Origin of the sequence: Streptomyces lunaelactis (genome assembly GCF_003054555.1) — a bacterium.
In the GTDB taxonomy this organism is placed as follows: domain Bacteria; phylum Actinomycetota; class Actinomycetes; order Streptomycetales; family Streptomycetaceae; genus Streptomyces; species Streptomyces lunaelactis.
In genome coordinates this window covers 908,141-932,744 of the sequence record NZ_CP026304.1, presented here as the reverse complement: position 1 = coordinate 932,744, position 24,604 = coordinate 908,141, and the positions used below count along the sequence as shown (strand labels likewise).

The window sequence follows — 24,604 nt, the reverse complement described above, 5'->3', positions numbered from 1 at the left end:
GGGCGGACGCCGCTATTTGCCAGACACGGCCTACGTCGCGTCCTTCTGGAGGCCGGGGAAGACCGGCAGCGCCCACCGGGGCGGTACTGGCGGGGGGCCGGGCCACTCGGACGGCGCGCCGATGCGCTGGTCCACCTGCGTCGGTGCGTGGTCCCCGTTACCCTCCCCGTTCCCGTTCCCGCTTCCGTTGCCTGCCGCCGCGGCGCGCAGCGCGGCCACGAACTGCAGGCAGGAGTCGTACCTGTCGTCGGGGCTCTTGGCGAGAGCCTTCGCCAGTACGCCGTCGACGGCGGCGGGGAGATCGGGGCGATGCCCGGTCAGCGGAGGCGGCGGGTCGTACTGGTGGGCCCACAACAGGGCCATGTCGTCGTCGCGTTGGAAGGGCGGGGCTCCGGCGATGGTCTCGTAGACGACGCAGGCGAGGCTGTAGACATCGCACCGGCCGTCCACCGGGCGCCCCGAAATCTGCTCCGGCGCCACATAGTCGAGCGTCCCGACGAACTGGCCCACGGTGGTGAACCCGGTCAGGGAGAGCGACTTCTTCGTCAGCCCGAAGTCCGTGAGGTAGACGTGCTCGGGGTGGTCGCTGTCCGTGCCCTGCGCGACCAGGATGTTGCCGGGTTTGACGTCCCGGTGGACCAGGTCGTGGTCGTGGGCGGCGTCAAGTGCGGAGGCCACCTGCGCGGCGATCCGTCCGGCGGCCGTGAGCGAGAGCGGCCCCTTGCGGTCGAGCAGTGCGCGCAGGTCCTGCCCGGCGACGTAACGCATGGCGATGTAGAGGATCCCCTCGGTCTCCCCGGCCTCGAAGACCGGCACGATGTGCGGGTGGTCGATGGCGGCGGCGACCCGTGACTCGTGGGTGAAGCGTTGCCGGAAGGTGTCGTTGCGGGCGAGCTCGGGCGCGAGCAGCTTGAGGGCGACGGTGCGGTCCAGCCGCAGATCCTTGGCCCGGTAGACGACGGCCATGCCGCCGCGGCCGATCTCGCTCTCGACGCGGTACCCCGCGATCTGCTTCCCGAGCAGATCGGAGGCCCGCCCGACGGGCATATCGGTACCGTGCGGGGCGCGCGCCATCAGGCGTCACCGGGGCGGGTGGGTGAGTACGGGGCATCGGCCGCGGGCTGCACGAGCCGCCCGGGCCCGGATCCCGCCGGGCCATGCGGGGCGCCTGTCGGGCCGGGGGCACCGCCGTGCGCCCGGTCCGGCCCCACGAGCCCTGTGGCCCGGTCGTCGGCCCGGCCTGCGGGGCCGTCCCCGGACCCCCGTTCAGGGCCGACCACCCGGGTCGGCTCCGGCCCGGACGGCGGTCCCTGCGACGGCGAGCTCATCCCGCTCGGCTCCTCGCTCACCACCCGTGTCGGCTCGCGCCCGGCAACCGGGCCGTCCGCTGCCCCGCCCGCGCCGCTCGCCCCGCCGGGGCCCGACCCCGCCGCGTACGTGCTGAGCCGCACCCCGTCGCAGTACACCCAGCGCTCGTGCTCGGCGTCGTACAGCCACACCGACTCGCCGTCCACGACCATCCCCACCCGCAGTCCCTGTGTGCGACGCCGGAACGTCTCCCCGTCACCCCGCCCGGCCGTCAGCTCCTCCGCCGCGCGCCGGTACCGCCCCAGCGACTCCTCGACCCGGGCCAGCAGCGGCCGCGGGTCCGCGGTACGGGCCGCCGGCTGTCCCGCCACCGGCGGCTCCTGAGGAACGGAGACCAGTAGCCGTCCGTCGACCCACGCCGACCATCCGTTGGCGCACACGATCTGCCCCCAGTCCCCGCGCCGGTCGACCACCTGCACGGGCAGCAGCGCGTCGAGCGGTGCGGTCGGCCGGGACACGTCCGGAGCCTCCCAGGCGGGCAGCCCGTCCCGGGGGACGACATGGGTCGGGCGGAAGTCCGGAGTCGTCATGGTCCGCCCCTACTTCCGCATGATCGCGGGTTCGTGCCGGCGCAGCAGCCTCGCGACGGCGAATCCGAACACGACCGAGAGCACCACCAGCATCCCCATGTTGAGCAGCCACACGCCCGCCGAGTGCTCGAACAGCGGATCCGTTGTCAGCTTGCCCGGAACGATCCTGCCGAGCCCGATGGTCCCCGCCATGGCGCCGAGGGCCCACCGGGAGGGGATCAGCCACGCCAGCTGCTCGATGCCCGGCACCCCGTGCAGCTTGAGGAGCGCGCCGCAGAAGACGACCTGGACGATCGCGAGGAGCACCAGCAGCGGCATGGTGACCTCCTCCTTGCTCACCAGCGCGGACACGAGCAGGCCGAGCATCATCGCCGTGAAGGAGAGCAGCGCCACGGTCAGGGTGATCTCCACCAGCGGCGGCAGGAGCACCCCTTCACCGCCCGGGGCGTTCAGATCCACGCCGACCAGCCCGACCAGGGTCAGGACGATCGCCTGCAGCACCGTGATCGTGCCGAGCACCACCACCTTGGACATCAGATACGCGGACCTGGACAGCCCGACGGCCCGCTCCCGCTGGTAGATGACCCGTTCCTTGACCAGCTCCCGTACGGCATTGGCGGCACCGGTCAGCACCCCGCCGACACAGAGGATGAGCAGGGCGTTCATCGCCGTCTCCTGCGTCAGCCGGCTCCCGGCCAGCGCACGCGCCATCGCACCCATCACGAACGGCAGCGCGATCATGATGATCAGGAAGGTCCGGTCGGCGCTCAGCGCGGCGGAGTACCGCCGTACGAGGGTCCGCAGCTGCGCTCCCCAGCTCCGTGTCCTCGGCGGCGCGACCCATGCCGCCGCATCGTGCGGCAGCAGCGGCTGGGCGGTGGAATTCGCGATGTACTGCCGGTGGAAGGGGGACTCGCGGTAGTCCGCCGCCCACTCGCGGTCGTGGTCGTTCTCGAAAGCCTCGAACGCCTCGGGCCACTCCTCGAAGCCGAAGTACGCGAGCGCGTCCTCCGGCGGTCCGTAGTAGGCGATCATCCCGCCGGGAGCGAGCACCAGCAGCCGGTCGCACACGTCCAGGCTGAGCACACTGTGCGTGACCACGATGACGGTGCGCCCGTCGTCGGCGAGGCCGCGGAGCATATGCATGACCGACCGGTCCATGCCGGGGTCGAGCCCGGAGGTCGGCTCGTCGAGAAAGAGCAGTGACGGCTTCGTCAGCAGCTCCAGAGCCACACTCACCCGCTTGCGCTGGCCGCCCGACAGACTGTGGATCGGCTGGCCGGCCCGCTGCTCGAGCCCCAGCTCGCGGACGACCTCGGCGACCCGGGCCTGACGTTCGGTCTTCGCGGTGTCCTGCGGGAAGCGCAGCTCGGCGGCGTACCCGAGGGCCCGGCGCACGGTCAGCTGGGAGTGCAGGATGTCGTCCTGCGGTACGAGGCCGATGCGCTGGCGCAGCTCCGCGTAGTCGCGGTACAGGTCGCGGCCGTCGTAGAGGACGGTGCCCCGGTCGGCGGGACGGAGCCCGGTCAGCGCGTTGAGGAGCGTGGACTTGCCGGCACCGCTGGGCCCCACCACGGCCAGCAGGCACTTCTCGCCGACCGGGAAGGAGACATGGTCCAGGAGCGTCTTGCGGCCGCGGTCCACCGTGACCGCGAGGTCCTGGACGTCGAGCGAGACCTCACCGGTGTCGACGAACTCCTGCAGCTGGTCGCCGACCAGGCAGAACGCCGAGTGGCCGATACCGACGATGTCACCGGGCGACATCGGGGCGCGGGCGACCGGCTGGCCGTTGAGGAAGGTGCCGTTGTGACTGCCGAGGTCGACGATCTCGTAGCTGCCGTCCGGGTGGGCCTGTAGCTCGGCGTGCCGGCGCGAGACGACCAGCTCGTCGACGACGAGGTCGTTGTCCGCTCCGCGGCCGATGCGTACGGTGCGGACCGGCAGCGGCCGTACGGTGGTCGGCTGCCGGAAGGTGCCGGTCGCCGAGGGCATGGAGACGGCGGACGGGCGGGCGGGGACCGGCCGGGCACGGCCCACGAAGACGGCGCGCGGGCCGTCGGCGGGATTGCCGAACCGGATGACGCTGCCGGGGCCGACCCCCCACTCGTGGATCCTGCGGCCCTCGGTGTACGTGCCGTTCGTGCTGTGCTCGTCCTCGAGCGTCCAGTGGTCGGCATCGGGCCGCAGCACCGCGTGATGCCAGGAAACCCGGACATCGTCGATGACGATGTCGCTCAAGGGGTCGCGCCCGACGTGATAATCCCGGCTCGGACTCATCACCGTGGAGCCCACGTCGGTTTCGAGGACGAGTTCGGGCGCAGTCGGCGCGACCGGCCGCTCTCCCATGCTCGAATTCTAGCTATTGGTCCTGATATGCGCCCGGCCAGTGCCACGCCTGGCTCGAGCGGCTCGGCGTCGAGGCCATCGGTCCGCGACTCGGCAGTCGCGGCCGATCTGAAGCTGTCCGCCGAGGAGTTGGCGCGCCCCGACGCCCGACGCCCGACAGCCGCGCCGTCAGCCGGTGCCGGCCAGGTCCGGTGAGGTGGCGGCGTCGGTGAAACGGGCCGGCAGTGCGAGATTCCAGCCCGTGATCACGGGCCTGCCGTGTTCGGTCCCGAGGCTGGAGACGGTTCCGGTCGCGAGCTGGAACAGGGCACCGGCGGCGGGAGCCAGCCCCAGATAGCGGGCGGTCAGGACGCGGAGAACGTGGGAGTGCGCGACGAGGGCGATGTCGCCCCCGCCCGGCGACAGGGCTTCACGGACTTCGGCGAGTACGCGGTCGGCGCGCTCGCCGACGTCGAAGGCGCTCTCCCCAGGATGCTCGGCAGGTCCCGGGGCGACGCCGTCGGTCCACATGTCCCACTGGGGGAGCGTGCGGTGTATCTCGGCGGTGGTGAGGCCTTCGTAGCCGCCGTAGTCCCACTCGCGGAGGTCGTCGGTGACGCGGGTGGAGGTGAGGCCGGCCAGTTCGGCGGTACGCCGGGCCCGCTGGTACGGGCTGACCAGGGCGAGAGCGATACGGCGGTCGGCGAGCAGCGGCACGAGGGCACGGGCCTGATCCTCGCCGTGGGCGGTCAGCGGCAGATCGGTATGACCGGTGTGCTGCCCTGACAGCGTCCAGGCGGTTTCACCGTGCCGTATCAGAATCAGTTCACTCATCGCTGTGTCCCGCCCTCATTGTCTCGCCAGGAGGCCCGCGCCGCTGATCGCCGGTACGGACGCCCGCTCGGTTGTACCTCGCAGAACCCAGCAAACCTTGATCGCATTCCATCCGCATCGGGGGGCGGGAATGCCGCGGGGGCCTGTCCGGTTACACCACCAGGCGCTGAAGTGAATGTGAGATTCAAACCCACTGAAGGTGGGCCGATGAGGCGCCGGGAGGAACGCATGGCCCGTAGCGACAACCGTCCCGTGGTCACGCTCCGGTCGTCCGCCGGGACCGGCCGGACGTACGTGACCCGCAAGAGCCGCCGCAACAACCCCGACCGGCTGGTGCTGCGCAAATTCGACGCTGTCCTCGGCGAGCACGTCCTGTTCCGCGAGGAACGCTGACCCGCCGCCCACTGGACACAAACCCCCCTGCACTGAGGAAGGATCCCGCATGAAGCCTCGTATCCACCCCGTCTCCCGCCCGGTCGTCTTCCGCGACCGCGCTGCGGACGTCGCCTTCCTGACCCGCTCGACCGCGGACTCCGCGCAGCGTGTGGAGTGGGAGGACGGCAACACCTACCCGGTGATCGACGTGGAGACCTCCTCGGCGAGTCACCCGTTCTACACCGGCAGATCCCGGGTCCTGGACACGGCCGGCCGTGTGGAGCGCTTCGAGCGCCGCTACGGCACCGCCGCCGCGGCCCGGAACTGATCTTCCGCCGGCCCAGTCCGGCGCGGCCGCCCCTCGTGGGTGGCCGCGCCGGACTTTTTCGTGTCCGAGTGATCGCCGGTCGCGGGCCGGAAGAGCCGTTGCCGGAGGCCCGTTTTGGATCAGTGGGCGAACTTCAATACGATCCGGCGATGATCACAAGAAAACGGCTGGCGGCCGCCGTGTGCGGCCTGCTCGCCGCCCTGGCCGTCGGGCTCCCCCCGGCGGGCGCCGCCGCCGATGAACCGGCGGCGAAGGCTTCCCCCAAGGTCGAGTTGGTGCTCGACGTCAGCGGATCGATGCGAGCCCGCGACATCGACGGTCAGACCCGGATGGCCGCCGCGAAGCAGGCGTTCAACGAGGTGCTGGACGCGGTCCCCTCCGAGGTACAGCTCGGCATACGCACCCTCGGTGCCGACTACGCCGGCGACGACAGGAAGCTCGGCTGCAAGGACACCCGTCAGCTCTACCCGGTCGGCCCGCTCGACCGGACCGAGGCCAAGACCGCCGTGGCGACTCTCGCTGCCACCGGCTGGACGCCCATCGGGCCCGCCCTGCTGGGCGCGGCCGAGGACCTCGAGGGCGGGGACGCCACCCGGCGGATCGTGCTCATCACGGACGGCGAGGACACCTGCGCCCCGCTCGACCCGTGCGTCGTCGCGCGTGACATCGCCGCGAAGGGGATCCACCTCGTCATCGACACGCTGGGACTGGTCCCCGACGCCAAGACCCGTAACCAGCTCAGGTGCATCGCCGAGGCCACCGGCGGTACGTACACATCGGTGCGGCACACCGACGAACTCTCCGGCCGCGTCAGCCAATTGGTGGACCGCGCCGCGGACCCTGTGATCACACCGGTGGCGAGGGAGGGCGCTCGGCAGTGCGCGGGCGCCCCGCAGCTCGAGGCGGGCCTCTACAGCGACCGTGAGAAGTTCGCCGAGCACCGCTGGTACCGGGTCGATGTGCTGCCCGGTCAGGAGCTGCGCGCCTCGGTGAGCATTGCCGCCGACCGTGCCGTCAACAAGGACTACGGAGTCATGCTGCGGGCCGTGACCGTACACGGCCGGGAGATTGTCCGCGGCGCGGAGGCGGGCGACGGACGCACCGACGTGATCTCGACCGGTCTTCGCTATCCCAATCCCCCGCTCGAGGACGCGGACGGTGTCAAGCCCGCCGCGGAGACCGTCTGCCTGCAGGTCAGCAACTCCTTCTCGGCCCCGCCGTCGGTGAAGACCGATCCCGGCCTGCCCCTCGAACTGACCGTCGACCTGGTCGACGCACCCGACGAGGCCTCCGACGTCGCCTCCTTCGGTCTCGGCCGCGGCTGGTGGCTCCTCGCCGTCCTGGTGCTCACCGGTCTGGTGGCCGGTCTGCTGTGGGGCTGGATCTCACGCTGGCGCGTCGCTGTCTGGAGGACCAACTGATGCGTACCGCACGTGTGTTGACGACGGCACTGCTGGCCGGTGCCGCACTGTTCGGCACGGCGGGGGCAGCCCTCGCGGACGACCCGTCGGCGAGCCCGAGCGGGAGCGGCGAGGGTACGGCCGCCCCGACCGAGGCCGGCACCGGCTTCCGTACCGCCACCGCGATCAAGCAGGACCAGCGGGCCACGGCCGACGCGTCCACGGGTGACTACCTGTACTGGGTGTTCCCCGCCGACGCGGGACAGCGGGCCACGGTCCGGACCAAGATCACCCTGCCCGAGTCGGCAGGCCGGCACGGGACCTCGACGTGGCAGCTCGACGTGTACGACGGCCTGCGCCGCCGTCAGGCCTGCGTGTACGGCATGCGGACCCGGGCGGCGGTGAAGGAGGCCGCATCGGTCGAGCTGTCCTGCACGCTGCGTACGGTCCGTTCCTGGGCGGAGCCGTGGGACAACGATCCGCTGCCGGGCAGCTACTACGTACGCCTGACGGTCGTCGGCATCCCCGAGGAGGACCTCGGCCAGCCGGTCCGAGCGGAGGTCGAGGCCACCTCGACCGACGCGGGCGGCGCGCAGGCGGGCGACGGCTCACTCGCCGCCCCGCTGGTGCCGGGCACGGTCCAGACGGCGAACGACACCGAGAACGCCCCCGAGCAGGCGGCGGTCATCGGCGAGCCGGACGGCGGCTGGTCCTCCGGCTGGTGGTCCGACCGCTGGATCTGGACCGCGGCCGGAGGCCTGCTCGGTGCCCTGGCGGGCATCGCCGGCTACTCCCTCACTCGAGGATCCGGCCGTTCACCGCGGGTGCCACCGGCGTCCTGAACGGTTGAACGCGCCGAGCGGCCACGGCCTGTCGCCGTGGCCGCTCCACATCCAAGGACCGTCGCTCGGCGATTCACCCGGTCCGGGGCCGGGACTCGAACAGGCGGGTGTAGTAGCGGCCTTCGGTCTCCAGGCCGGTGGGGTCGTAACCCGCACCGAGCGCCTGCTCGACGGCGCTCCGCTGCTCCGCCGGGCCGGTGAACAACCGCTGTGGGTAGTTCTGCGAGGAGTCCTCGGTGACCAGGCCGTACCCGGCCAGGCTGGTGATCACCGGCTGGTAGGGGACGGTACGCAGGACGAAGGCGCTCACCCAGACCGGGACCCGCGCACACTCCATCAGTGCCTCGAAGGTGCGGTGCGAGATGTAGCCGATGCCTCCGGTGACCGTGATCAGTCCGGTGCCCGCGATCGCGCGGCGCAGGAGCGGGCTGGGCGGCCGCTGTTCCAGGTTCTCGGCGTAGCCCTCGTCGAGCAGGCCGACGTCCAGGGCGTAGCGGACGGCGCGGTCGGCGGCGTCCAGTCCGATGACCCGGGTCGCGTCCGCGCGGCGCCGTGAGGCGTAGAACTCCTTGTCGCGCTCGATGAGTTCGGCGGTTGTGAGGGCCTCCGCCTCGGGGCCGGTGTAGTGCGCGTACAGGTCCGCCAGGGTGAGGTTGTGGTTGAGCAGCGCGGCGTTGATGCCGTACGAGCAGCAGAGGTCGAGGACCGCGGTTCCGCCCTCGGCACCCGGGGCCTCGGCCCGCTCGGCTCGGGTGCGGCGGAAGACGTCCTGGGCGTGGTGCGGGATCTCGTACTCGAGTGGGGCGAGCCGACGGAAGTAGGCGCGGGGATCCGGCTCGTTGTATATGTCGTCGAACCGGCTCTTGCCCGGTGTGGTGCTGGTCCGGTCTCCGGTCATGGGGCGTACCTCCAGGGCTGGGGACAGGTCTGCCGCCTGGGAAGATCTATCGGACACCGGTCGGGCGCCGGTAGTGCGGGGGGCAGAAACCGGCCAGTGGTCCGTCACATGCCGAGGACGGCGCTGACGGCGTTGACGGTGACCTGTCGTCGGGTCTCGTGTGCGGTGCCGGGTTCGATATCGAGGGCGATTCACCTCCCGGTGAGGCAGCACTGCGCGACGGCGACCATCGTTGCACGCAAGACCCCGGTCGGCGCGTTATCGGCCCACCGGCCCCGAGGCGGAGGGCCGGCGGGTCCCTGCGGAGTCAACAATTGCGGCGACCGCAGAAGGTGCGGAGCCGTCCCGCACGGAGGAGTCTGAGAACGTACGGCGTGACCCGTGGCGGGGCGCCGCACCTACGCCTGCGCGCGAGGGAGGTGAGCGGATGGTGTCCGGCCCGTTCCAGGTCCGGCGTGTATACGATCCGGCGCACCCGGACGACGGGTCCCGGGTCCTGGTGGACCGGCTGTGGCCGCGTGGCGTCTCCAAGGAGCGCGCCTCCGTCGACGCGTGGCTCAAAGACATCGCTCCCTCGGACGAATTGCGGCACTGGTACCACGAAGACCGCAGCCGCCTGGAGGAGTTCACCCAGCGGTACCTGCGAGAACTGGCCGACTCGGACCACGCCCCGGCCGTCGACCGCCTTCTCGCCCTGTCGGCCGCGGGGAGCGTGACCGTCGTCACCGCGGTCAAGGACGTGGAGCGCAGCCATGTTCCCGTGCTCCTGACCCATCTGGAGCGGCGGTCCGAGGGATGACGGCAACATCGCGAGTCTGCTGGGAGCGTCCCAGCCCGTCTGGGATGATGCCGGCACCCCGCAGCCGGGGCGCGAGCGATCAATGGAGGAATCATGGCCGGTAAGTTCGAGGCAACGGTCGAGATCGGGCGCCCCGTCGAGGAGGTCTTCGCCTTCCTCGCCAACGGCGAGAACGATCCCAAGTTCAGCCCCAGGGTGCTGGAGATGAAGCAGACGACGGACGGCCCGGCCGCGGTCGGCACCGTCTACAGGAGCCGGGTCAAGGACGCCGGGATGACGACCAGCCGGGAGTTCCGGATCAGCGAGTTCTCGCAGCCCAGCACGATCCGGTGGACCGAGCTCTCGAAGAACCTCGTCACCGCGACCGAGGGCGGCTACGACCTGGAGTCCACCCCCGAGGGCAACACCCGGCTGCACGTCTTCAACAACCTCGAAGGCCATGGCGTGGGCAAGGTCCTCGCCCCCCTCGCCCTGAGTGCGGCACGCAAGGACGCCGACGCCTTCGCCCAGCGGATCAAGGCGGCCGTCGAGGCTTCCTGACCATCCGAAGCAGCGGTGCGGCCCCGCGGTGAACGCTCCGCCGGGCGCAGCCGTACTACGCGGCAGGCTGTCGGGCCCCGCAAGGTCGGGCCCATCAAGGAGGTCCGCTGCGGATGACTGCCCATCGCACTGCCGCCGCCGTCGCGTTCGCCGGCGTCGTACCACTCGTGCTCACAGCCGTGGCCGCCGGGACCGCGCAGGCGCACGGGGCGCCGACCGATCCGGTCAGCCGGGTGGCCGCGTGCGGTCCCGAGGGAGCGCAGCGCGCGTCGGCGGCCTGCCGGGCCGCCGTTGCCGCGAACGGGGGATCGGCGTTCGACGCGTGGGACAACCTGCGGGTGGCCGATGTCCGGGGGCGGGACCGGGAGGTCGTGCCGGACGGGCAGCTGTGCAGCGCGGGCCTCGACGCGTACCGGGGCCTGGACATCGCCCGCGCGGACTGGCCGGCGACGACGCTCAAGGCCGGTTCCCGGTTCACTCTCACCTACCGGTCGACCATCCCGCACGAGGGATCGTTCAGCCTGTATCTCACCAAGAAGGGACACGATCCGGCCGCGCCGCTGAGGTGGGCCGATCTGGCGGCGGAGCCCTTCGCCACGGCCACCGATCCGGAGCTCTCCGACGGCGCGTACCGGATCAGCGGTCGGCTGCCGGCCGGACTGACGGGCCGTCATGTGCTGTACACGGTGTGGCGGAACTCGAGCACGCCGGACACCTACTACTCGTGCTCCGACGTGGTGCTGGCGGGAGCCGCGAAGCCCGGCGACGCGTCGGGCCCGGATTCCGGATCCGATTCCGGGGCCGTCGCCGAGCAGCCGGCCACCGAGCCGTCGCCCACCCGGGAGCCCGCCACCGAGCAGCCGTCCGCCCAGCCCGCTGCCGAGCCCGCCCAGCAGCCCGTCACTCAGCCGGTGACCGAGCCCGCCGCGCAACCGGCCGCGGCGTCGGCGGACCGCGGGGATGACGAGTCGGTGATTCTCATCGGCGGTGCGGCCGCGGCACTCGCGCTGGTCGCCCTCGTCGTATCCGCAGTCCTGCGCCGCCGCCCCCGACGGCATGCCCATCGAGGGAGCGGGGCGCGCGCTCACGGTTCGGGGACGTAGGCCTTCGCGGTGTTCTCCGCGGCCGCGGCCGCCTCGGCGGCCGGCACCCCCGACGCCTCGTGCGCGGCGCCCCACGCCCGGCTGCTGTGCGTCATGAAGGTCCGCGCCTCCGGCGAGTCCTGCCAGGCCCGAGGGTCCTGGATGTCCTTGCCGCTCAGATGCCAGTGCAGGCTGAGCAGGGTGAGGTCCCAGCCGACGCCCACGGCGCCCGGTCCGTACTCGCCCCACTTCCGCGGGTCGGCCGCGACGAGGTGTACGAGCTCGAACACCGTCTGCCCGGCGTCCTGTTGGGACAGCCGCAACTCGACCTCGCTGAACTCCGTCTCGTCCCCTTCCCCGTACACCCAGCTGGCCTTGAGGAGCCCGGGCGGCTGACAGCGCAGGATCTCGCCTCGCGCGTTTCCCTCCAGCTGGTAAGTGCCGCCCGGGCGGAGGTCGCCCGTGACCGGCAGAAACCATCGGCTCAGCCGCTCGGGGGTCGTGCAGGCGTCCCAGACGTCCTCGATCTCCGCGGCGTAGAGACGCCTGAGCAGGACGGTATGGCGCTCGCCGGCGGGGGACTGGTCGTTGCCGACCTCGCGGCGGACGTCGTTGACCCGGTCGACGATGTCGCTCATCTGTCTTCCACTTCCATGGTTGCGAAGTCGGCCGCGCGCAGCACGCGCAGGTGCTGGGACGCGGCCGGGACGTGCACGCGCCCCACTCTGCCACTCGCAGCTTATATAAGCCACTGCTTAGGCTTAGTGTCCCGGGGCCGGTGGCCGACTGTTGCGCCTGATGGGCTCGGCCGCCGGATGCGGGAGAGAATCACCGGGTGACCGAACCCTCGGCGGCTCCCAGCATGTCCGGGCAGACCATTTGCGGCGACGACATGCGGACGCCGTGGCGCGACTTCCTGCGGACCGAGACGGGCAGCGCCGTCTTCCTGCTGGCCGCGGTACTGGCGGCGCTTGCCTGGGCAAACATCGGGCCGAGCTCGTACGAGACCTTCTGGGGCACGCACCTGTCGATCGAGCTCGGCTCCTACGGCGTCTCGCTCGACCTGCGGGACTGGGTCAACAACGGTCTGATGACGCTGTTCTTCCTCGTCGTCGGACTCGAAGCGCGCCGCGAGTTCGACATGGGGGAGCTGCGCGAGCGACGGCGCGTGACACTGCCGCTGCTCGTCGGCATCGCCGGCATGCTCGTACCGGTCGCCATCTATCTCGGCATCAACAGCGGCCACGCCTCGGTGCACGGCTGGGGCGCCGCGATGTCCACGGACACCGCCTTCGCCCTGGGCATGCTCGCCCTGCTCGGCAATCGCCTGCCCGAGGGCCTGCGCGCCTTCATCCTCACCGTCACCGTCGTCGACGACTTCGTCGCGCTCGGCGTCATCGCCGTCGCCTACAGCGACAACATCGCCGTGATGGCCCTTCTGGTGGCGCTGGGCCTCTTCGGCGTCTTCCTGCTGCTGCGGGCCGCCGGGGTGCGCGAAGGCCCGCTGTACGCACTGCTCGCCATCGCGACGTGGACGGCACTGCTGAAGTCAGGCGTCGACCCCGTCGTCACGGGACTGGCCGTCGGGCTGCTCACGTACGCGTATCCGGCGTCCCGCAGCGACCTGGAGCACGCGAGCGGCTTGTTCCGGCTGTTCCGCGAACAGCCGACACCGGAGCTCGCCCGCTCCGTACAGCAGGGACTGGCGTCGGCCATCTCGCCGAACGAGCGGCTGCAGCGGATGTTCCACCCCTGGACCAGCTATGTGATCGTGCCGCTGTTCGCGCTGGCCAACACCGGTATCCCCATCGGCGCCGAGCAACTGTCGAGTGCCGTGAGATCACCGGTCACTCTCGGCATTCTGCTCGGCTTCGTCCTGGGGAAGCCCATTGCCGTCATCGGCACCTCGTGGCTGGCGAGCCGGGTCAGTCACGGACGGCTGCGGCCACCGGTCGGCTGGGGCGCGACCGCGGCCGGCGGCACCATCGCGGGTGTCGGATTCACCGTGTCGCTGCTGATCGCGACCCTGGCCTTCACCGGCGACGAGCTGGAAGAGGCGAAGACCGGCATCCTCGGCGCGGTGGTCTGCGCCTTCGCCCTCACCTGGGCGGTCACGGCCGTGATCGGGCTGCTTCCGCGCCGCAGGCAGATTCGTGCTCTGCTGGGCGCGGCAGAGCGCATCGTCGATCTGGCCGCGCCCGTCGACGACGAACGCGACCACATCCGTGGGCCCCGGGACGCTCCGGTGACCGTGGTCGAGTACGGCGACCTCGAATGCCCCTACTGCGGTCAGGCGGAACCCGTCGTGCGCGCCCTCCTCGCCGACTTCGGGGATGTCCGCTACGTCTGGCGCCATCTGCCTCTGACCGACGTCCACCCCCGGGCCCAGCTCGCCGCGGAAGCGTCCGAGGCGGCGGCCGCACAGGGCGCCTTCTGGCGGATGCACGACCTCCTCCTCGAACGCCAGGACGCCCTGAAGCCGTCCGACCTGATCGGCTACGCGGCGGAGAGCGGACTGGACGTCGAGCGTTTCGAGCGCGATCTGCGGAAGCGGGCGGGCGCCGCGCGGGTGGCCGAGGACGTGGAGTCCGCCGACCTCAGCGCTGTGTCCGGGACACCGACCTTCTTCATCAACGGAGTACGCCACCACGGCGCCTACGACATCGCCCACCTCTCCGCCGCCGTACGAACGGCCCGCCAGCGCGTGGCCCTCCGACGGTCATAGCCGCCGACATCGTCCGAGCTGCGCCCGCGCGAGCCGCAGCGTCAGGATCTGGAAGTGGATGAGCGGGCTCCTACTTCAGGTACGCGAGAGCGGGGTGGGCGCTGGTGTAGTCGTCGAGGAGACGGCGGGCGACGGTCACGGAATCGATGAGGGGGTGCAGCGCGAACGCCTTCACCGCTGTGGTGCGCGAGCCGCTCTCCGACGCCTCGAGTACGAAGCGCTCGACGGCCTTCACCGACGTCACCAGGCCGGTGGCATGCAGCGGCAGCGGAGCCACCGAGACGGGGTGGGCGCCGTTGGCGTCCACGAAGCAGGGGACCTCGATGACGGCTTCCGCGTCGAGCACGGACAGGGTCGTGCGGTTGCGCACATTGAGGATGAGCGTGGTCCGCTGGTTGTGCGCGATGGCACGCATCAGGGCGAGAGCGACCTTCTCGTAGCCGCCGGACTCCAGATCGTCCTCGTCGCGCTCGCCGGCGCCGGCTGCCTCGCGGTTGTGTGCCATGTACGTCGCTTCGCGCTCGGCGCGGGTACGGTCCCAGGTCGCCAGCGCCGGGGCGTCGGGCCGCTTCATCTCCTCGTAGAACCGGGCCTGTTGGTCCCGCAGGAACGCGCCCCGGGTCTGCTGTGCCTCCCGGTAGGCGTGTACCGCCTCGCGGTTGAAGTAGTAGTAGTGCAGATACTCGTTGGGGATGGCGCCGAGCGCGCGGAGCCAGTCCGGGCCGAAGAGCCTGCCCTCCTCGAAGGAGCCGAGCAGTTCGGGGTCGGCGAGCAGGCGGGGGAGTTCGTCGCGGCCCTCGACGCGCAGTCCGCGCAGCCAGCCGAGGTGGTTGAGGCCGACGTAGTCGATCCAGGCGGTGTCGGGGTCGGCGCCCAGGATGCGGGCGACCCGGCGGCCGAGACCCACCGGGGAGTCGCAGATGCCGATGACCCGGTCGCCGAGGTGACGGGCCATGGCCTCGGTGACCAGGCCGGCCGGGTTGGTGAAGTTGATGACCCAGGCGTCGGGGGCGAGCCGGGCGACCCGGCGGGCGATGTCGACGGCGACGGGCACCGTACGCAGTCCGTACGCGATGCCGCCCGCGCCGACCGTCTCCTGGCCGAGCACGCCCTCGGCCAGGGCGATGCGCTCGTCGGCCGCGCGGCCCTCCAGGCCGCCGACCCGGATCGCGGAGAAGACGAAGTCGGCGCCGCGCAGCGCCTCGTCGAGGTTGGTGGTGACGGTGACCTTCGGGGCGTCGGGCACACCCGCCGCCTGGTCGGCCAGTACCCGGGCGATCGCGGCCGGCCGGCCGGGGTCCAGATCATGAAGGGTGACATGGGTGATCCGGCCCTCGGCGTGATCGCCGAGCAGGGCGCCGTACACCAGGGGCAGCCTGAAGCCCCCGCCGCCGAGGATCGTGAGCCTCATACCTCGATCACCTTCACTCCTGCTTCGTCGAATGCCGCGCTGGTCGCCGGGTCCGCGGGGGCGTTGGTCACTACCGTGTCGAGCGCCGCCGGGCCGCAGACCTTGGCCATGCCGGTGCCCCCGGTCGCTCAGGCGTGTCCGGCGCTCCCTGAGAGGCGGTGCGCGAGGCCCGGGTAGTCGATGACGAGGCCGTCCTCGTCGAACTCGAGATCGCTGCGGTTCTCGCCAGAGGCGAACCGGACACGCGCACCGCTCTCGGTTCGCGCGAGATGGGTGTAGGTCTGGCGCGAGGCGTGCACGGCCAGATCCGGCACGGAGACCCAGGCCGTCAGGAAAGTCCGCTCGCCGGGTGCCCGGTGGAGGCCCTGCCGCAGCACGGGCATGGTGTTGGTGAGCGGGCAGAGGCCGAGATCGCAGTCGAGGGCGCCCTCGACCGAGGGCAGCTGCTCCCCGTTGGCGGTCCATTGGCCGCCGCCGTCGTGTTGCAGGCTCAGTTCGTGCGAACCGGTGGCGTTCGCGACATGAACCCGCAGCTCACGGGTCACGTACCTGTCGCCGGTCTCGAGCTTGTACGAGACCCAGTACGGTTCCGGCACGGTCCCGACCGCGCGTCCACGCGCCCACAGGGTGGTGCCGCGGAGCTCGATCCAGGAGGTCTCGTACCCCCGGCTCTCCGTGACTTCCCAGGTGAGGACGTGAGAAGTGACCATGTCCTCACCCTAACGAGCAGGCGGCACGCGCGCGCGTGCGGACCGCCCCGGGCACCGGATGTCGCGCCGGTGCCCGGGGTGGCTCAGCGGTGCCCTAGAAGATGCTCACTCCGTAGGCGCTCAGCGCCTCGGGGACGGGCTGGAAGAACGTGGTTCCTCCGGACGAGCAGTTGCCGCTGCCGCCGGAGGTCAGACCGAGAGCCGTGCTGCCGGAGAACATGGCGCCGCCGCTGTCGCCGGGCTCTGCGCAGACGTTGGTCTGGATCAGGCCGTAGACGATGTCCCCGCCGCCGTAGTTGACGGTTGCGTTGAGGCCGGTGACGGTGCCGCCGTGCAGGCCGGTGGTGCTGCCGCTGCGCTGTACGGACTGACCGACCGAGGCGTTGCCGGCGGCGGTAATGTCGCGGTAGGTGCCGTTGTAGAGGTAGACCCGGCCGTCCGCGGCGGACGCGCTGGAGTGGCGGATGATGCCGTAGTCGTTGGTCGGGAAGCTGGAACCGGCGGTGGAGCCCAGCACCGTGGTGTTGGCGGAGTTGGTGTACCAGGTGCTGCCGATGTTGGTGCAGTGGCCCGCTGTGAGGGCGTAGTACGTGCTTCCGCTGCGGACGTTGAAGCCGAGCGAGCAGCGGCCGCCGCCCGTGTAGATGGCCTGGCCGCCCGCGATCAGCTTGTTGAACGTGCCCGGTGCGCGCTTGATCTCGAGAGCGCCGGCACGCGCACCGGCAGCTTCCTTGATCCTGGCTATCTCGGCGGCCGAGACGGTGTCGTCCGCCGTGACGACGAGCTTGCCCGATGCCTTGTCCGTGTACCAGGCGGTACCGGGCACGTCGGCGTCGAGCACGGCACCGCTCGCCTGGGTGAGCTGGGCGGCTGTGGCGCGTACGCCGTCGCCCGATTCGGCCACGGCGCTCGGGGCGGCAAGCGCGGAGACGGCCAGCAGACTTGATACGACCGCGATCAGCCGTGCACGTCTGGCGACGCCGCTGAGGGGGGAGAAGCGCTTGATGTTCACTACATCCTCCGGTGGGGGATCCGGGGTCCGCTGGGTGGGCGGACCCGTCAGAGCGCGGATGCCGGGGCCGTGACGATGAAGTCTCCGCCATGGCCCTGACAACGGGGCGCGGTTGGAATCCTCGACTCCGGATGGACTTGCGGCAAGATCGCCTTTCGGCCGCTCTACGCGCGTCCAGCGGCGACATGTGCCGTACGGGGGCGTGGGGTTGGGGTGCGTTCCCGGCGCGCGTGTCCGCCGCGGCCGCCGGGAGTGCGCCTGTCGAAGGGCTCGGCCGCGCGCAGCAAAGGCTGGAGTCGTTTGCTGATGTGCTGTCAGTTGACTCATGGGACAGGAGTGACCGATGGCCGCGGTTGCGGCTTCAGAAGTCCATACCGGAATGAGCGCCGCCGTTTCTTGCTGGTCAGGCGTGAGGAGAAGACGACGGTGCGTCACCGGGCGTGCTGGGCCGCCCCGGTACGTCCCCTCGCCCTCCGCTCCGCCGACGGCGAGTTACAGCAGTGGCTTCCGCACACACGACCGTGCGTTGCCAAGGCGCCCGGCGGCGGCTGCCGCCGTCTGCGATCCCGCTCCCCGACGGCGAAACACGCCGGCTGACAGCTGCCTCACCATCGGCACCTGCGGCCGGCGGTCCACGCCGCGCGGCCTTATGAGCGGTTCGCCACTGTTCGGCCGCCGCTCGTGCGTGTCCGGTTCTCACCCCCTCACCAGCTGCGGGCCTCGCTCAGCAAGTGGTCGCGGACCAAGGTGAGGTGGGGGTTGTCCGAGGTGCCGGGCCGCTGGACGAGATAGCCGGTGTTGATGGGCGGGTCGTCGGGCGTGAGCAGCTCCACCAGCGTGCCGGCGGCGAGCTCGTCCTGGCAGAGATAGCGGGGGAGCACGGTGATACCGGCCCCCGCGGCGACCGCCGAGAGCACACCGCGCAGATCCGGCACGGTGACAGCGGCCTGGCCGGTCAGCCGGATGCCGAAGACATGGCGCCAGTAGCGGCGGGCTATGGGCAGATCCTCGGCGTACGTCACGAGAGGGGCGCCGCGCAGGGCGCCGGGGCCCTGCGTCGCGACCATGCCGGGGCCGATCCGCTCCGCCCACTGCGGCGAGGCCACGAGGACGAACTCCTCGTCCGTCAGCGGCACGGCGGTGAGGGACCGGCCGCGCGGCCGGACGGTGGAGATCGCCAGGTCGTAGTGCCCGGCGCGCAGGCCGTCGAGGAGTTCGTCGGTGAGGCCGGTGGTGATGCGCAGGCGCACGCCCTGCTCCACGAGAGGCGCCAGAGCGGGAAGCGCGCGTACACAGAGGAGCTCGGCGGGGCCGGCCAGATGGACCGGTTCGGCGGGGCCGGTCCCGTCGTGACCGCGGTCGGCGACTGCGGCGAGGGCGTCCAGCGGGCCCGCGATCTGGGCCGCGAGGTCGTCGGCGACCGGCGTCGGAGCCACGCCACGAGGCAGCCGCCCGAACAGTTCACGGCCCAGCTGCGTCTCCAGTGAGCGGATCTGGGTGGTGACGGTCGGCTGGGACAGACCGAGCAGACGGGCGGCCGCGGTGAAGGATCCGGCCCGGTGCACGGCGAGGAAGGTCCGCAGCAGGGTCAGGTCGAGCGGCTCGTTCGAGGCCGGCTTCCGTATTCCCGGCAAACCATCGGAATTTCTATGGCTCATGATGGAGAGCCTATTGGATTCCAATGGCTGGGCGATCTACTTTCGAGGCATCAGCGAGTTGACGCTCTGTGCACGAAGCGGCAGGCGTCACCGGACAGAGAGATGTGAGATGGCGAAGATCCTGATGGTGATGACCGGCGCGAACCACTGGACGCTGGCCGACGGAACCCCGCACCCGACCGGCTTCTGGGCGGAGGAGGCCGTGGCCCCGTACCGGGCCTTCACCGAGGCGGGCCACGAGACCGCCGTCGCCACCCCGGGCGGCGTCGTACCCACCGTTGACAGGGCGAGCCTCGCGCCCGAGGTGAACGGCGGCCAGGAGAACGCCGACGCGATCGCCGCCGGGCTCGAGTCGATCACCGCCCTCAAGGAGCCGCTCAAGCTGGAGGAGGTCGACCTGGCCGACTACGCCGCGGTCTTCTGCCCCGGCGGCCACGGTCCGATGGAGGACCTCGCTGTCAACGCCGAATCCGGCAGGCTGCTCACCGCCGCGCTGGACTCCGGCAAGCCCCTCGGCGTGGTCTGTCACGGACCGGCCGCGCTGCTCGCCGCGAAGCGCGAGGACGGGACCTCGCCGTTCGCCGGCTACCGGTTGACCGGCTTCACCAACGCCGAGGAGACCCAGGCGGGCCTCGCGGACAAGGCGAAGTGGCTGCTCCAGGACCGCCTCGTCGAGATCGGCGCGGACTTCCAGGAGGGCGAGCCGTGGGCCCCGTACGTCGTGGTGGACCGCAATCTGATCACCGGGCAGAACCCCGCCTCGTCCGCTCCGCTCGCCGCCGAGATCCTCAAGGCGCTCGGCTGACCACGGGACGGCGGCAGCGGCCGCCGGGGAGTCGCCGATATTTGGCTCAAACCATGTCGTACGCCGGATAGGACTTGCGTTCGAGGGTGGCCCGCGTGGTGGGATGAGGCGATGCGACCCCCCACACGCATATCAGCGCATTCCCGAAATCCGTACGACGAACTCGCTCAACTGGCAGATCCGGAACCTGATTTCAGCGTCTACAACCCCCGCGACCCGCTTGAACTCGGGCTCACATCGGACCCGGACGACGACGACTGGACACCGCCCGATCACCGCGGCAGGAGCCGTTTAGCGGCCCTGCCCGCGGTGGTGAAGCTGGTTGCCGCGGTCGTCATGTGCACCGTCACTCTGCTGATCGCCGACCGCCTCGCGGAGTTCTACGCGCAGACCAAGGCGGCGGCGGGGCTCCAGAAGTCCCTCGGCCTCGCCACCCGGCCGGACGTCGACATCCACGGCTTTCCCTTCCTCACCCAGGTGCTCGACGAGCGCATCGACCGGGTCGATGTCACCGTGCCCGACGTCTCCGCGGATCGCGTCTCACTGGCCGAGGTGAGGGCCACCGCCAAGGACGTACGCATCGTCGGGGACGCCCCGACCTCGATCAAGGGCGCCGTCATCGGCAAGCTGGACGGCGAGGTGCTGCTCTCCTTCGACGACCTCAACCGTGAGCTGGGCGCCTCACAGCTCCGCTTCACCGGCAGCGGCGCCGACGCGGTGCGCGTGAACGGCGAACTCGTCGTCGCCGGCCAGGATCTGCGCGTACGGGCACAAGCGCACATCCAGCGCGACAACGAGCGGGCCCTCACCACCACCCTGGACGGTATGCGGCTCGACATTCCCAAAGTCGCCACCTACCGGCCGGGCAAGGACCCGGAACACTCCGGCCTGCGGCTGCATCGCGAGGCGGCCGAGCGGATCAGCCGCGAAGGAGCGCGGCTGAAGGCGCTGCTGGCGGTGCCCGCGGTGATCGACCGGCTCGGGGTGCCCGAGGAGCAGGTGCGCCGGGCGCTGCGGAGCGAGGAGGAGCTGCACCGGCTCACCAACGCGCCGAAGTTCATCGAGCGGCTGATGACGGTCAATCTCGTCGATGTGGTCATCGAGCATCCGCAACTGCTGCGGAAGGCCGGCATCGACCCCCGCCTTGTCGAAGCGCTGCTCGCCCTTAGGCCCCCGGAACTCTCCGAGCGCCTGTCGCTCTCGTTCGAACTGCCGGACGCGCTCAAGGAGTTGAGGCTGCAGCACATCACGGTGGAGCGCGATGGCATCAGGGCCCGGGTGGTGGGCTCAGGTCTGCGCGTCGGCCAGTCCGCCTCCGCCGGTTCCTGACCCGGCGCCCGGCCGACCCTCGAACGGCGGCCTGGTACGGGTCCGGACCCCGGACACCCGTACCGGAAAGGCCGGTTGCGCCTTCTCTCTCCGCGCACTGAGCCGGGCCTGGGGTCTTTCGTTTGTCAGACACGGCCTAGGTGTACATCAGCGAGCCCGGCGTGGTGAGCAGCTCGCCCGTCTCGAGCCAGGTCTTCAGGCCGGAGAGGATCATCGGCCAGCCGCCGTAGAGCTCGTCGTTCGCGCCCTCGCGCAGCTGGTCGTGGGTGACCGTCAGCCGGCAGGAGTCGCCGACGGGCTCGATCTCCCAGGTGACCCTCGAGGTCCCCTCGGCCTTCACCTCGTCGCTCCAGAGCGCGACCATGCTCTGCACGAGCCGGCGCGGTGGATCGACCTCGAGAATCTCCCCCTCGCCGAGCAGCCCGTCGGCACGCGGGGAGCTCATTTCGTACCGCGAGCCGGGCGTCCAGTCGGAGGTGACCCGGGCACCGAAGTTGTATTTGCTTCTGATGTCGGGGTCGGTGATCGCCTGCCAGAGGCGCTCAGGGGTCGTGCGGATGTAGATCTCGAAGACCTTCTCCATGGGACTCTCCAGTCGGCTCTTGAGGTCGCTGAGCGCAGCGGCCCACGGTTGCGCGTACTTGCTCACCCACCGGTCGTGGACGAGGCGGATGGGGACGGGGTTCAGGAAGTGGAGCTTCTCCCTGCCCTGGCGCCTGGTCACGATCAGGCCTGCCTCTTCGAGCTGCTTCAGGTGCTTCATCACACCGAAGCGCGTGATCTCGAAGCGCGCCTCGAGTGCGCTGAGCGTCTGCCCGTCCTCGCGGAAGAGCTCGTCCAGCAAGCTGCGTCGCGTCGGGTCTGCCAGGGCCTTGAACACGTCGTCCACACCAACAAAAATAGGTGACCATTTGGTCACCTGTCAAGCGAAGGGGCCGGCCGGCGGCTAGGCTGAACGCGCAGATGGTTCGCCCTGTCCGCCAGACAGCGGCGTCGCAAGAGGGAATCCGGTGGGAATCCGGAACTGCCCCGCAGCGGTGAGTGGGAACGACCGCCGTCATACGCACTGGCCCCGGCAACGGGTCTGGGAAGCGACGGCCAGTAGGTGCCTTCGTACAGCGAAGGCGAGCCCATGAGTCCGAAGACCTGCCACTGCCCGTGCGCGAACGCGCGCGGAGATCTCGGTGACCTCGTGGGCGGGTCGGCGGTACGGGCAAGCACAGGCGCACCTCGCACGGTGCGTGACTGTCTGCTCCGGTTGTCGTTCCTTCGCGTCTCACGACCAGTCCGGGGTCACCCGACGAGTACTCGCGAAGGAGAGTTCCGTGACCACATCCGCAGCCGCGGGAGCCCGGGCCACTGTCCACGGCTACCCGCGCCAGGGTCCGAACCGGGAACTGAAGAAAGCCATCGAGGGCTACTGGAAGGGCCGCGTCGGCGCCGATGCCCTCCGGGAGACCGCCGCCGGGCTGCGCCGGGCCAACTGGCAGCAGCTCGCCGACTCCGGAATCCACGAAGTGCCCACCGGAGACTTCTCGTACTACGACCATGTGCTGGACACCAGCGTCATGGTCGGCGCCGTCCCCGACCGCCACCGCGCGGACGTCGAGGCCGATGCCCTCGACGGTTACTTTGCCATGGCCCGCGGCACCCAGGACCTCGCGCCGCTGGAGATGACCAAGTGGTTCGACACCAACTACCACTACCTCGTCCCCGAACTCGGCCCCGACACCGTCTTCACTGCCGACTCCGCCAAGCAGGTCGCGGAGCTCGGGGAAGCCCTCGCGCTCGGTCATACCGGACGCCCGGTACTCGTCGGACCGATCACCTATCTGCTGCTCGCCAAGCCGGCACCCGGCGTCTCTGCCGGCTTCGAGCCGCTCACCCTCCTGGACCGGCTGCTGCCGGTGTACGCCGAGGTGCTCTCCGACCTGCGAGCCGCGGGCGCACAGTGGGTGCAGCTCGATGAACCGGCCCTCGTCCAGGACCGGTCGCCGGCCGAGCTGAACGCCGCGGCCCGCGCCTACCGTGACCTCGGCGCGCTCACCGACCGCCCCCAACTCCTGGTGGCGTCCTACTTCGGCAGGCTCGGCGACGCACTCCCCGTACTGGCCAAGGCACCGGTCGAGGGGCTTGCCCTCGACTTCACCGGCGCCGGCGCCGCCAACCTCGACGACCTCGCCGCCGCCGGCGGGCTGCGCGGCAAGCGGCTCGTCGCGGGAGTGGTCGACGGCCGCAATGTGTGGATCAACGACCTGGGCAGGTCGATGGCCACACTCGCCACCCTGCTCGGCCTCGCGGACCGGGTCGATGTGGCGCCGTCCTGCTCGCTGCTGCATGTGCCTCTCGACGCCACGACAGAGCGCGATGTGGACACCCAGGTCGCCCGCTGGCTGGCCTTTGCCCGCCAGAAGACGTCCGAGGTCGTCACCCTGGCCCGCGGGCTGACCGAGGGCGCCGAGAGCATCGCGGCCCAACTCGCCGCCAACCGGGCCGACCTGCTCTCCCGCGTCGGCTCCGCGCTCACCCACGACCCGGCCGTGCGTGCCCGCAGCGCCGCCGTCACCCAGGCGGACGCCCGCCGGAGCCTGCCGTACGCCGAGCGCGCCACCGCTCAGCGCGCCCGCCTCGGACTGCCACTGCTGCCCACGACCACCATCGGCTCGTTCCCGCAGACCGCCGAACTGCGCACCGCGCGGGCGGATCTGCGGGCCGGGCGCATCGGCGCCGAAGGTTACGACGAGCGGATCGAGGCCGAGATCCGCGAGGTCATCTCCTTCCAGGAGAAGGCGGGCATCGATGTGCTCGTACACGGCGAGCCCGAACGCAATGACATGGTGCAGTACTTCGCCGAGCAGCTCACCGGCTACCTCGCCACGCAGCACGGCTGGGTCCAGTCGTACGGCACCCGCTATGTCCGGCCGCCGATCCTGGCCGGCGACATCTCCCGGCCCGAGCCGATGACGGTGCGCTGGACCTCGTACGCCCAGTCGCTGACCGACCGGCCCGTCAAGGGAATGCTCACCGGCCCGGTCACCATGCTCGCCTGGTCCTTCGTCCGCGACGACCAGCCGCTCGCCGAGACCGCCCGCCAGGTCGCGCTCGCCCTGCGCGAGGAGGTCAACGACCTTGAAGCGGCAGGCGGTTCGGTGATCCAGGTGGACGAGCCCGCCCTGCGCGAGACGCTGCCGCTGCGCAGCGCCGACCACGAGGCCTACCTGTACTGGGCGACGGAGGCGTTCCGGCTCACCACCGGCGGAGTGCGTCCGGACACCCAGATCCACACGCACATGTGCTACGCCGAGTTCGGTGACATCCTGCAGGCCATCGACGACCTCGACGCCGATGTCATCAGCCTGGAGGCCGCCCGCTCCCATATGCAGGTTGCCGACGAGCTCGCCACCGCGGGATACCCGCGCGAGGTCGGACCGGGCGTCTACGACATCCACTCACCGCGTGTCCCGAGCGCCGACGAGGCAGCGACCCTGCTGCGCAAGGGACTTGAGGCGATTCCCGCCGAGCGGCTGTGGGTCAACCCCGACTGCGGTCTGAAGACCCGTGGCTGGCCCGAGGTGCGTACGTCACTGGAGAACCTGGTGGCCGCGGCGCGCGAGGTCCGGTCCGGGATCTGAT

General features: G+C 70.9%; 22 protein-coding genes, 1 pseudogene and 1 riboswitch. Of the genes and pseudogenes, 11 read left to right on the top strand and 12 right to left on the bottom strand.

Going from position 1 to position 24,604, the window contains the following annotated elements:
- Positions 1-30: 30 nt before the first annotated feature.
- The 4 genes from SLUN_RS04075 to SLUN_RS04060 all read right to left on the bottom strand — a co-directional run bounded on the left by SLUN_RS04075 (position 31) and on the right by SLUN_RS04060 (position 5,057).
- Complete coding sequence (locus SLUN_RS04075; protein ID WP_254710276.1) at positions 31-1,047, bottom strand: serine/threonine-protein kinase; 1,017 nt, start codon at positions 1,045-1,047, stop codon at positions 31-33.
- 26 nt (positions 1,048-1,073) lie between these two features.
- Complete coding sequence (locus tag SLUN_RS40895; RefSeq protein ID WP_257153657.1) at positions 1,074-1,898, bottom strand: SH3 domain-containing protein; 825 nt, start codon at positions 1,896-1,898, stop codon at positions 1,074-1,076.
- Between the two features lie 9 nt (positions 1,899-1,907).
- Positions 1,908-4,244: an FHA domain-containing protein gene (locus SLUN_RS04065; RefSeq protein ID WP_108147188.1), complete on the bottom strand. Its 2,337-nt coding sequence runs from the start codon at positions 4,242-4,244 to the stop codon at positions 1,908-1,910.
- 168 nt (positions 4,245-4,412) lie between these two features.
- Positions 4,413-5,057, bottom strand: a complete 645-nt coding sequence (locus SLUN_RS04060; protein WP_108147187.1) for a histidine phosphatase family protein — start codon at positions 5,055-5,057, stop codon at positions 4,413-4,415.
- A 228-nt stretch (positions 5,058-5,285) separates the two neighbouring features.
- Between SLUN_RS04060 and rpmG the strand changes: the two genes are divergently transcribed.
- The 4 genes from rpmG to SLUN_RS04040 all read left to right on the top strand — a co-directional run bounded on the left by rpmG (position 5,286) and on the right by SLUN_RS04040 (position 8,002).
- Positions 5,286-5,450 carry a 50S ribosomal protein L33 gene (gene rpmG, locus SLUN_RS04055; RefSeq protein ID WP_108147186.1) on the top strand — a complete coding sequence of 55 codons (165 nt, stop codon included), beginning with the start codon at positions 5,286-5,288 and terminating at the stop codon, positions 5,448-5,450.
- A gap of 49 nt (positions 5,451-5,499) precedes the next feature.
- Positions 5,500-5,760, top strand: coding sequence for a type B 50S ribosomal protein L31 (locus SLUN_RS04050; protein ID WP_108147185.1), 261 nt, complete (start codon positions 5,500-5,502; stop codon positions 5,758-5,760).
- Positions 5,761-5,909: 149 nt separating this feature from the next.
- A complete protein-coding gene (locus SLUN_RS04045; protein WP_108154510.1) occupies positions 5,910-7,181 on the top strand; it encodes a VWA domain-containing protein in 1,272 nt (423 codons plus the stop codon).
- Positions 7,181-8,002 carry a hypothetical protein gene (locus SLUN_RS04040; RefSeq protein WP_108147184.1) on the top strand — a complete coding sequence of 274 codons (822 nt, stop codon included), beginning with the start codon at positions 7,181-7,183 and terminating at the stop codon, positions 8,000-8,002. Before SLUN_RS04045 ends, SLUN_RS04040 begins: the two co-directional genes overlap by 1 nt.
- A 73-nt stretch (positions 8,003-8,075) precedes the next feature.
- On the opposite strand, the gene SLUN_RS04035 is transcribed toward SLUN_RS04040, so the two are convergent.
- Complete coding sequence (locus SLUN_RS04035; protein WP_108147183.1) at positions 8,076-8,900, bottom strand: hypothetical protein; 825 nt, start codon at positions 8,898-8,900, stop codon at positions 8,076-8,078.
- A 427-nt stretch (positions 8,901-9,327) separates the two neighbouring features.
- Here SLUN_RS04035 and SLUN_RS04030 point away from each other — a divergent pair, with 427 nt between their 5' ends.
- From SLUN_RS04030 to SLUN_RS04020, 3 genes are all read left to right on the top strand, one after another.
- Positions 9,328-9,699: a DUF488 domain-containing protein gene (locus SLUN_RS04030; protein WP_108147182.1), complete on the top strand. Its 372-nt coding sequence runs from the start codon at positions 9,328-9,330 to the stop codon at positions 9,697-9,699.
- A gap of 93 nt (positions 9,700-9,792) precedes the next feature.
- Entirely contained in the window at positions 9,793-10,239 is a 447-nt protein-coding gene (locus SLUN_RS04025; RefSeq protein WP_108147181.1) for an SRPBCC family protein, read from the top strand.
- Between the two features lie 113 nt (positions 10,240-10,352).
- A complete protein-coding gene (locus tag SLUN_RS04020; RefSeq protein WP_108147180.1) occupies positions 10,353-11,342 on the top strand; it encodes a lytic polysaccharide monooxygenase auxiliary activity family 9 protein in 990 nt (329 codons plus the stop codon).
- Here the strand turns inward: SLUN_RS04020 and SLUN_RS04015 are convergent.
- Positions 11,324-11,959, bottom strand: coding sequence for an SRPBCC family protein (locus SLUN_RS04015; RefSeq protein WP_108147179.1), 636 nt, complete (start codon positions 11,957-11,959; stop codon positions 11,324-11,326). The two genes, SLUN_RS04020 and SLUN_RS04015, sit on opposite strands and share 19 nt — an antisense overlap.
- A 224-nt stretch (positions 11,960-12,183) precedes the next feature.
- Between SLUN_RS04015 and nhaA the strand changes: the two genes are divergently transcribed.
- Positions 12,184-14,046, top strand: a complete 1,863-nt coding sequence (gene nhaA, locus SLUN_RS04010) for a Na+/H+ antiporter NhaA (RefSeq protein WP_108154509.1) — start codon at positions 12,184-12,186, stop codon at positions 14,044-14,046.
- Positions 14,047-14,116: 70 nt separating this feature from the next.
- Here nhaA and SLUN_RS04005 read toward each other — a convergent pair whose 3' ends face one another.
- The 5 genes and pseudogenes from SLUN_RS04005 to SLUN_RS03985 all read right to left on the bottom strand — a co-directional run bounded on the left by SLUN_RS04005 (position 14,117) and on the right by SLUN_RS03985 (position 18,837).
- On the bottom strand, positions 14,117-15,457 hold the full coding sequence (locus SLUN_RS04005; protein WP_108147178.1) for a 6-phospho-beta-glucosidase: 1,341 nt from the start codon (positions 15,455-15,457) through the stop codon (positions 14,117-14,119).
- Positions 15,454-15,576: pseudogene (locus SLUN_RS04000) on the bottom strand (ArsR family transcriptional regulator); the annotation flags it as partial. The gene SLUN_RS04005 and the pseudogene SLUN_RS04000, both read right to left, overlap by 4 nt.
- Positions 15,577-15,585: 9 nt before the next feature.
- Positions 15,586-16,167, bottom strand: coding sequence for a putative glycolipid-binding domain-containing protein (locus SLUN_RS03995; RefSeq protein WP_108147177.1), 582 nt, complete (start codon positions 16,165-16,167; stop codon positions 15,586-15,588).
- 94 nt (positions 16,168-16,261) lie between these two features.
- Positions 16,262-17,179 (bottom strand): S1 family peptidase, encoded by a 918-nt coding sequence (locus tag SLUN_RS03990; protein ID WP_108147176.1) that lies wholly within the window; start codon positions 17,177-17,179, stop codon positions 16,262-16,264.
- A gap of 704 nt (positions 17,180-17,883) precedes the next feature.
- The gene (locus SLUN_RS03985) at positions 17,884-18,837 is read right to left on the bottom strand and encodes a LysR family transcriptional regulator (protein WP_175313286.1); all 954 of its coding nucleotides are present in this window, start codon (positions 18,835-18,837) and stop codon (positions 17,884-17,886) included.
- 109 nt (positions 18,838-18,946) lie between these two features.
- Here SLUN_RS03985 and SLUN_RS03980 point away from each other — a divergent pair, with 109 nt between their 5' ends.
- Together SLUN_RS03980 and SLUN_RS03975 are read left to right on the top strand one after the other, a co-directional pair.
- Positions 18,947-19,642: a type 1 glutamine amidotransferase domain-containing protein gene (locus tag SLUN_RS03980; protein WP_108147175.1), complete on the top strand. Its 696-nt coding sequence runs from the start codon at positions 18,947-18,949 to the stop codon at positions 19,640-19,642.
- Between the two features lie 111 nt (positions 19,643-19,753).
- Positions 19,754-20,971: an LmeA family phospholipid-binding protein gene (locus tag SLUN_RS03975; protein ID WP_108147174.1), complete on the top strand. Its 1,218-nt coding sequence runs from the start codon at positions 19,754-19,756 to the stop codon at positions 20,969-20,971.
- Between the two features lie 136 nt (positions 20,972-21,107).
- Here SLUN_RS03975 and SLUN_RS03970 read toward each other — a convergent pair whose 3' ends face one another.
- Positions 21,108-21,860: an ArsR/SmtB family transcription factor gene (locus SLUN_RS03970; RefSeq protein ID WP_108147173.1), complete on the bottom strand. Its 753-nt coding sequence runs from the start codon at positions 21,858-21,860 to the stop codon at positions 21,108-21,110.
- 57 nt (positions 21,861-21,917) lie between these two features.
- Positions 21,918-22,139, top strand: a riboswitch (cobalamin riboswitch).
- A 157-nt stretch (positions 22,140-22,296) separates the two neighbouring features.
- On the opposite strand from SLUN_RS03970, the gene metE reads away from it, so the two are divergent.
- A complete protein-coding gene (gene metE / locus SLUN_RS03965) occupies positions 22,297-24,603 on the top strand; it encodes a 5-methyltetrahydropteroyltriglutamate--homocysteine S-methyltransferase (RefSeq protein ID WP_108147172.1) in 2,307 nt (768 codons plus the stop codon).
- Position 24,604: the final 1 nt, after the last annotated feature.

Coding starts and splice junctions, on each gene's coding strand:
- SLUN_RS04075 (WP_254710276.1), bottom strand. CDS start 1,047: ATGCCCGTCGGGCGGGCCTCCGATCTGCTCGGGAAGCAGATCGCGGGG.
- SLUN_RS40895 (WP_257153657.1), bottom strand. CDS start 1,898: ATGACGACTCCGGACTTCCGCCCGACCCATGTCGTCCCCCGGGACGGG.
- SLUN_RS04065 (WP_108147188.1), bottom strand. CDS start 4,244: ATGGGAGAGCGGCCGGTCGCGCCGACTGCGCCCGAACTCGTCCTCGAA.
- SLUN_RS04060 (WP_108147187.1), bottom strand. CDS start 5,057: ATGAGTGAACTGATTCTGATACGGCACGGTGAAACCGCCTGGACGCTG.
- rpmG (WP_108147186.1), top strand. CDS start 5,286: ATGGCCCGTAGCGACAACCGTCCCGTGGTCACGCTCCGGTCGTCCGCC.
- SLUN_RS04050 (WP_108147185.1), top strand. CDS start 5,500: ATGAAGCCTCGTATCCACCCCGTCTCCCGCCCGGTCGTCTTCCGCGAC.
- SLUN_RS04045 (WP_108154510.1), top strand. CDS start 5,910: ATGATCACAAGAAAACGGCTGGCGGCCGCCGTGTGCGGCCTGCTCGCC.
- SLUN_RS04040 (WP_108147184.1), top strand. CDS start 7,181: ATGCGTACCGCACGTGTGTTGACGACGGCACTGCTGGCCGGTGCCGCA.
- SLUN_RS04035 (WP_108147183.1), bottom strand. CDS start 8,900: ATGACCGGAGACCGGACCAGCACCACACCGGGCAAGAGCCGGTTCGAC.
- SLUN_RS04030 (WP_108147182.1), top strand. CDS start 9,328: ATGGTGTCCGGCCCGTTCCAGGTCCGGCGTGTATACGATCCGGCGCAC.
- SLUN_RS04025 (WP_108147181.1), top strand. CDS start 9,793: ATGGCCGGTAAGTTCGAGGCAACGGTCGAGATCGGGCGCCCCGTCGAG.
- SLUN_RS04020 (WP_108147180.1), top strand. CDS start 10,353: ATGACTGCCCATCGCACTGCCGCCGCCGTCGCGTTCGCCGGCGTCGTA.
- SLUN_RS04015 (WP_108147179.1), bottom strand. CDS start 11,959: ATGAGCGACATCGTCGACCGGGTCAACGACGTCCGCCGCGAGGTCGGC.
- nhaA (WP_108154509.1), top strand. CDS start 12,184: ATGTCCGGGCAGACCATTTGCGGCGACGACATGCGGACGCCGTGGCGC.
- SLUN_RS04005 (WP_108147178.1), bottom strand. CDS start 15,457: ATGAGGCTCACGATCCTCGGCGGCGGGGGCTTCAGGCTGCCCCTGGTG.
- SLUN_RS03995 (WP_108147177.1), bottom strand. CDS start 16,167: ATGGTCACTTCTCACGTCCTCACCTGGGAAGTCACGGAGAGCCGGGGG.
- SLUN_RS03985 (WP_175313286.1), bottom strand. CDS start 18,837: ATGAGCCATAGAAATTCCGATGGTTTGCCGGGAATACGGAAGCCGGCC.
- SLUN_RS03980 (WP_108147175.1), top strand. CDS start 18,947: ATGGCGAAGATCCTGATGGTGATGACCGGCGCGAACCACTGGACGCTG.
- SLUN_RS03975 (WP_108147174.1), top strand. CDS start 19,754: ATGCGACCCCCCACACGCATATCAGCGCATTCCCGAAATCCGTACGAC.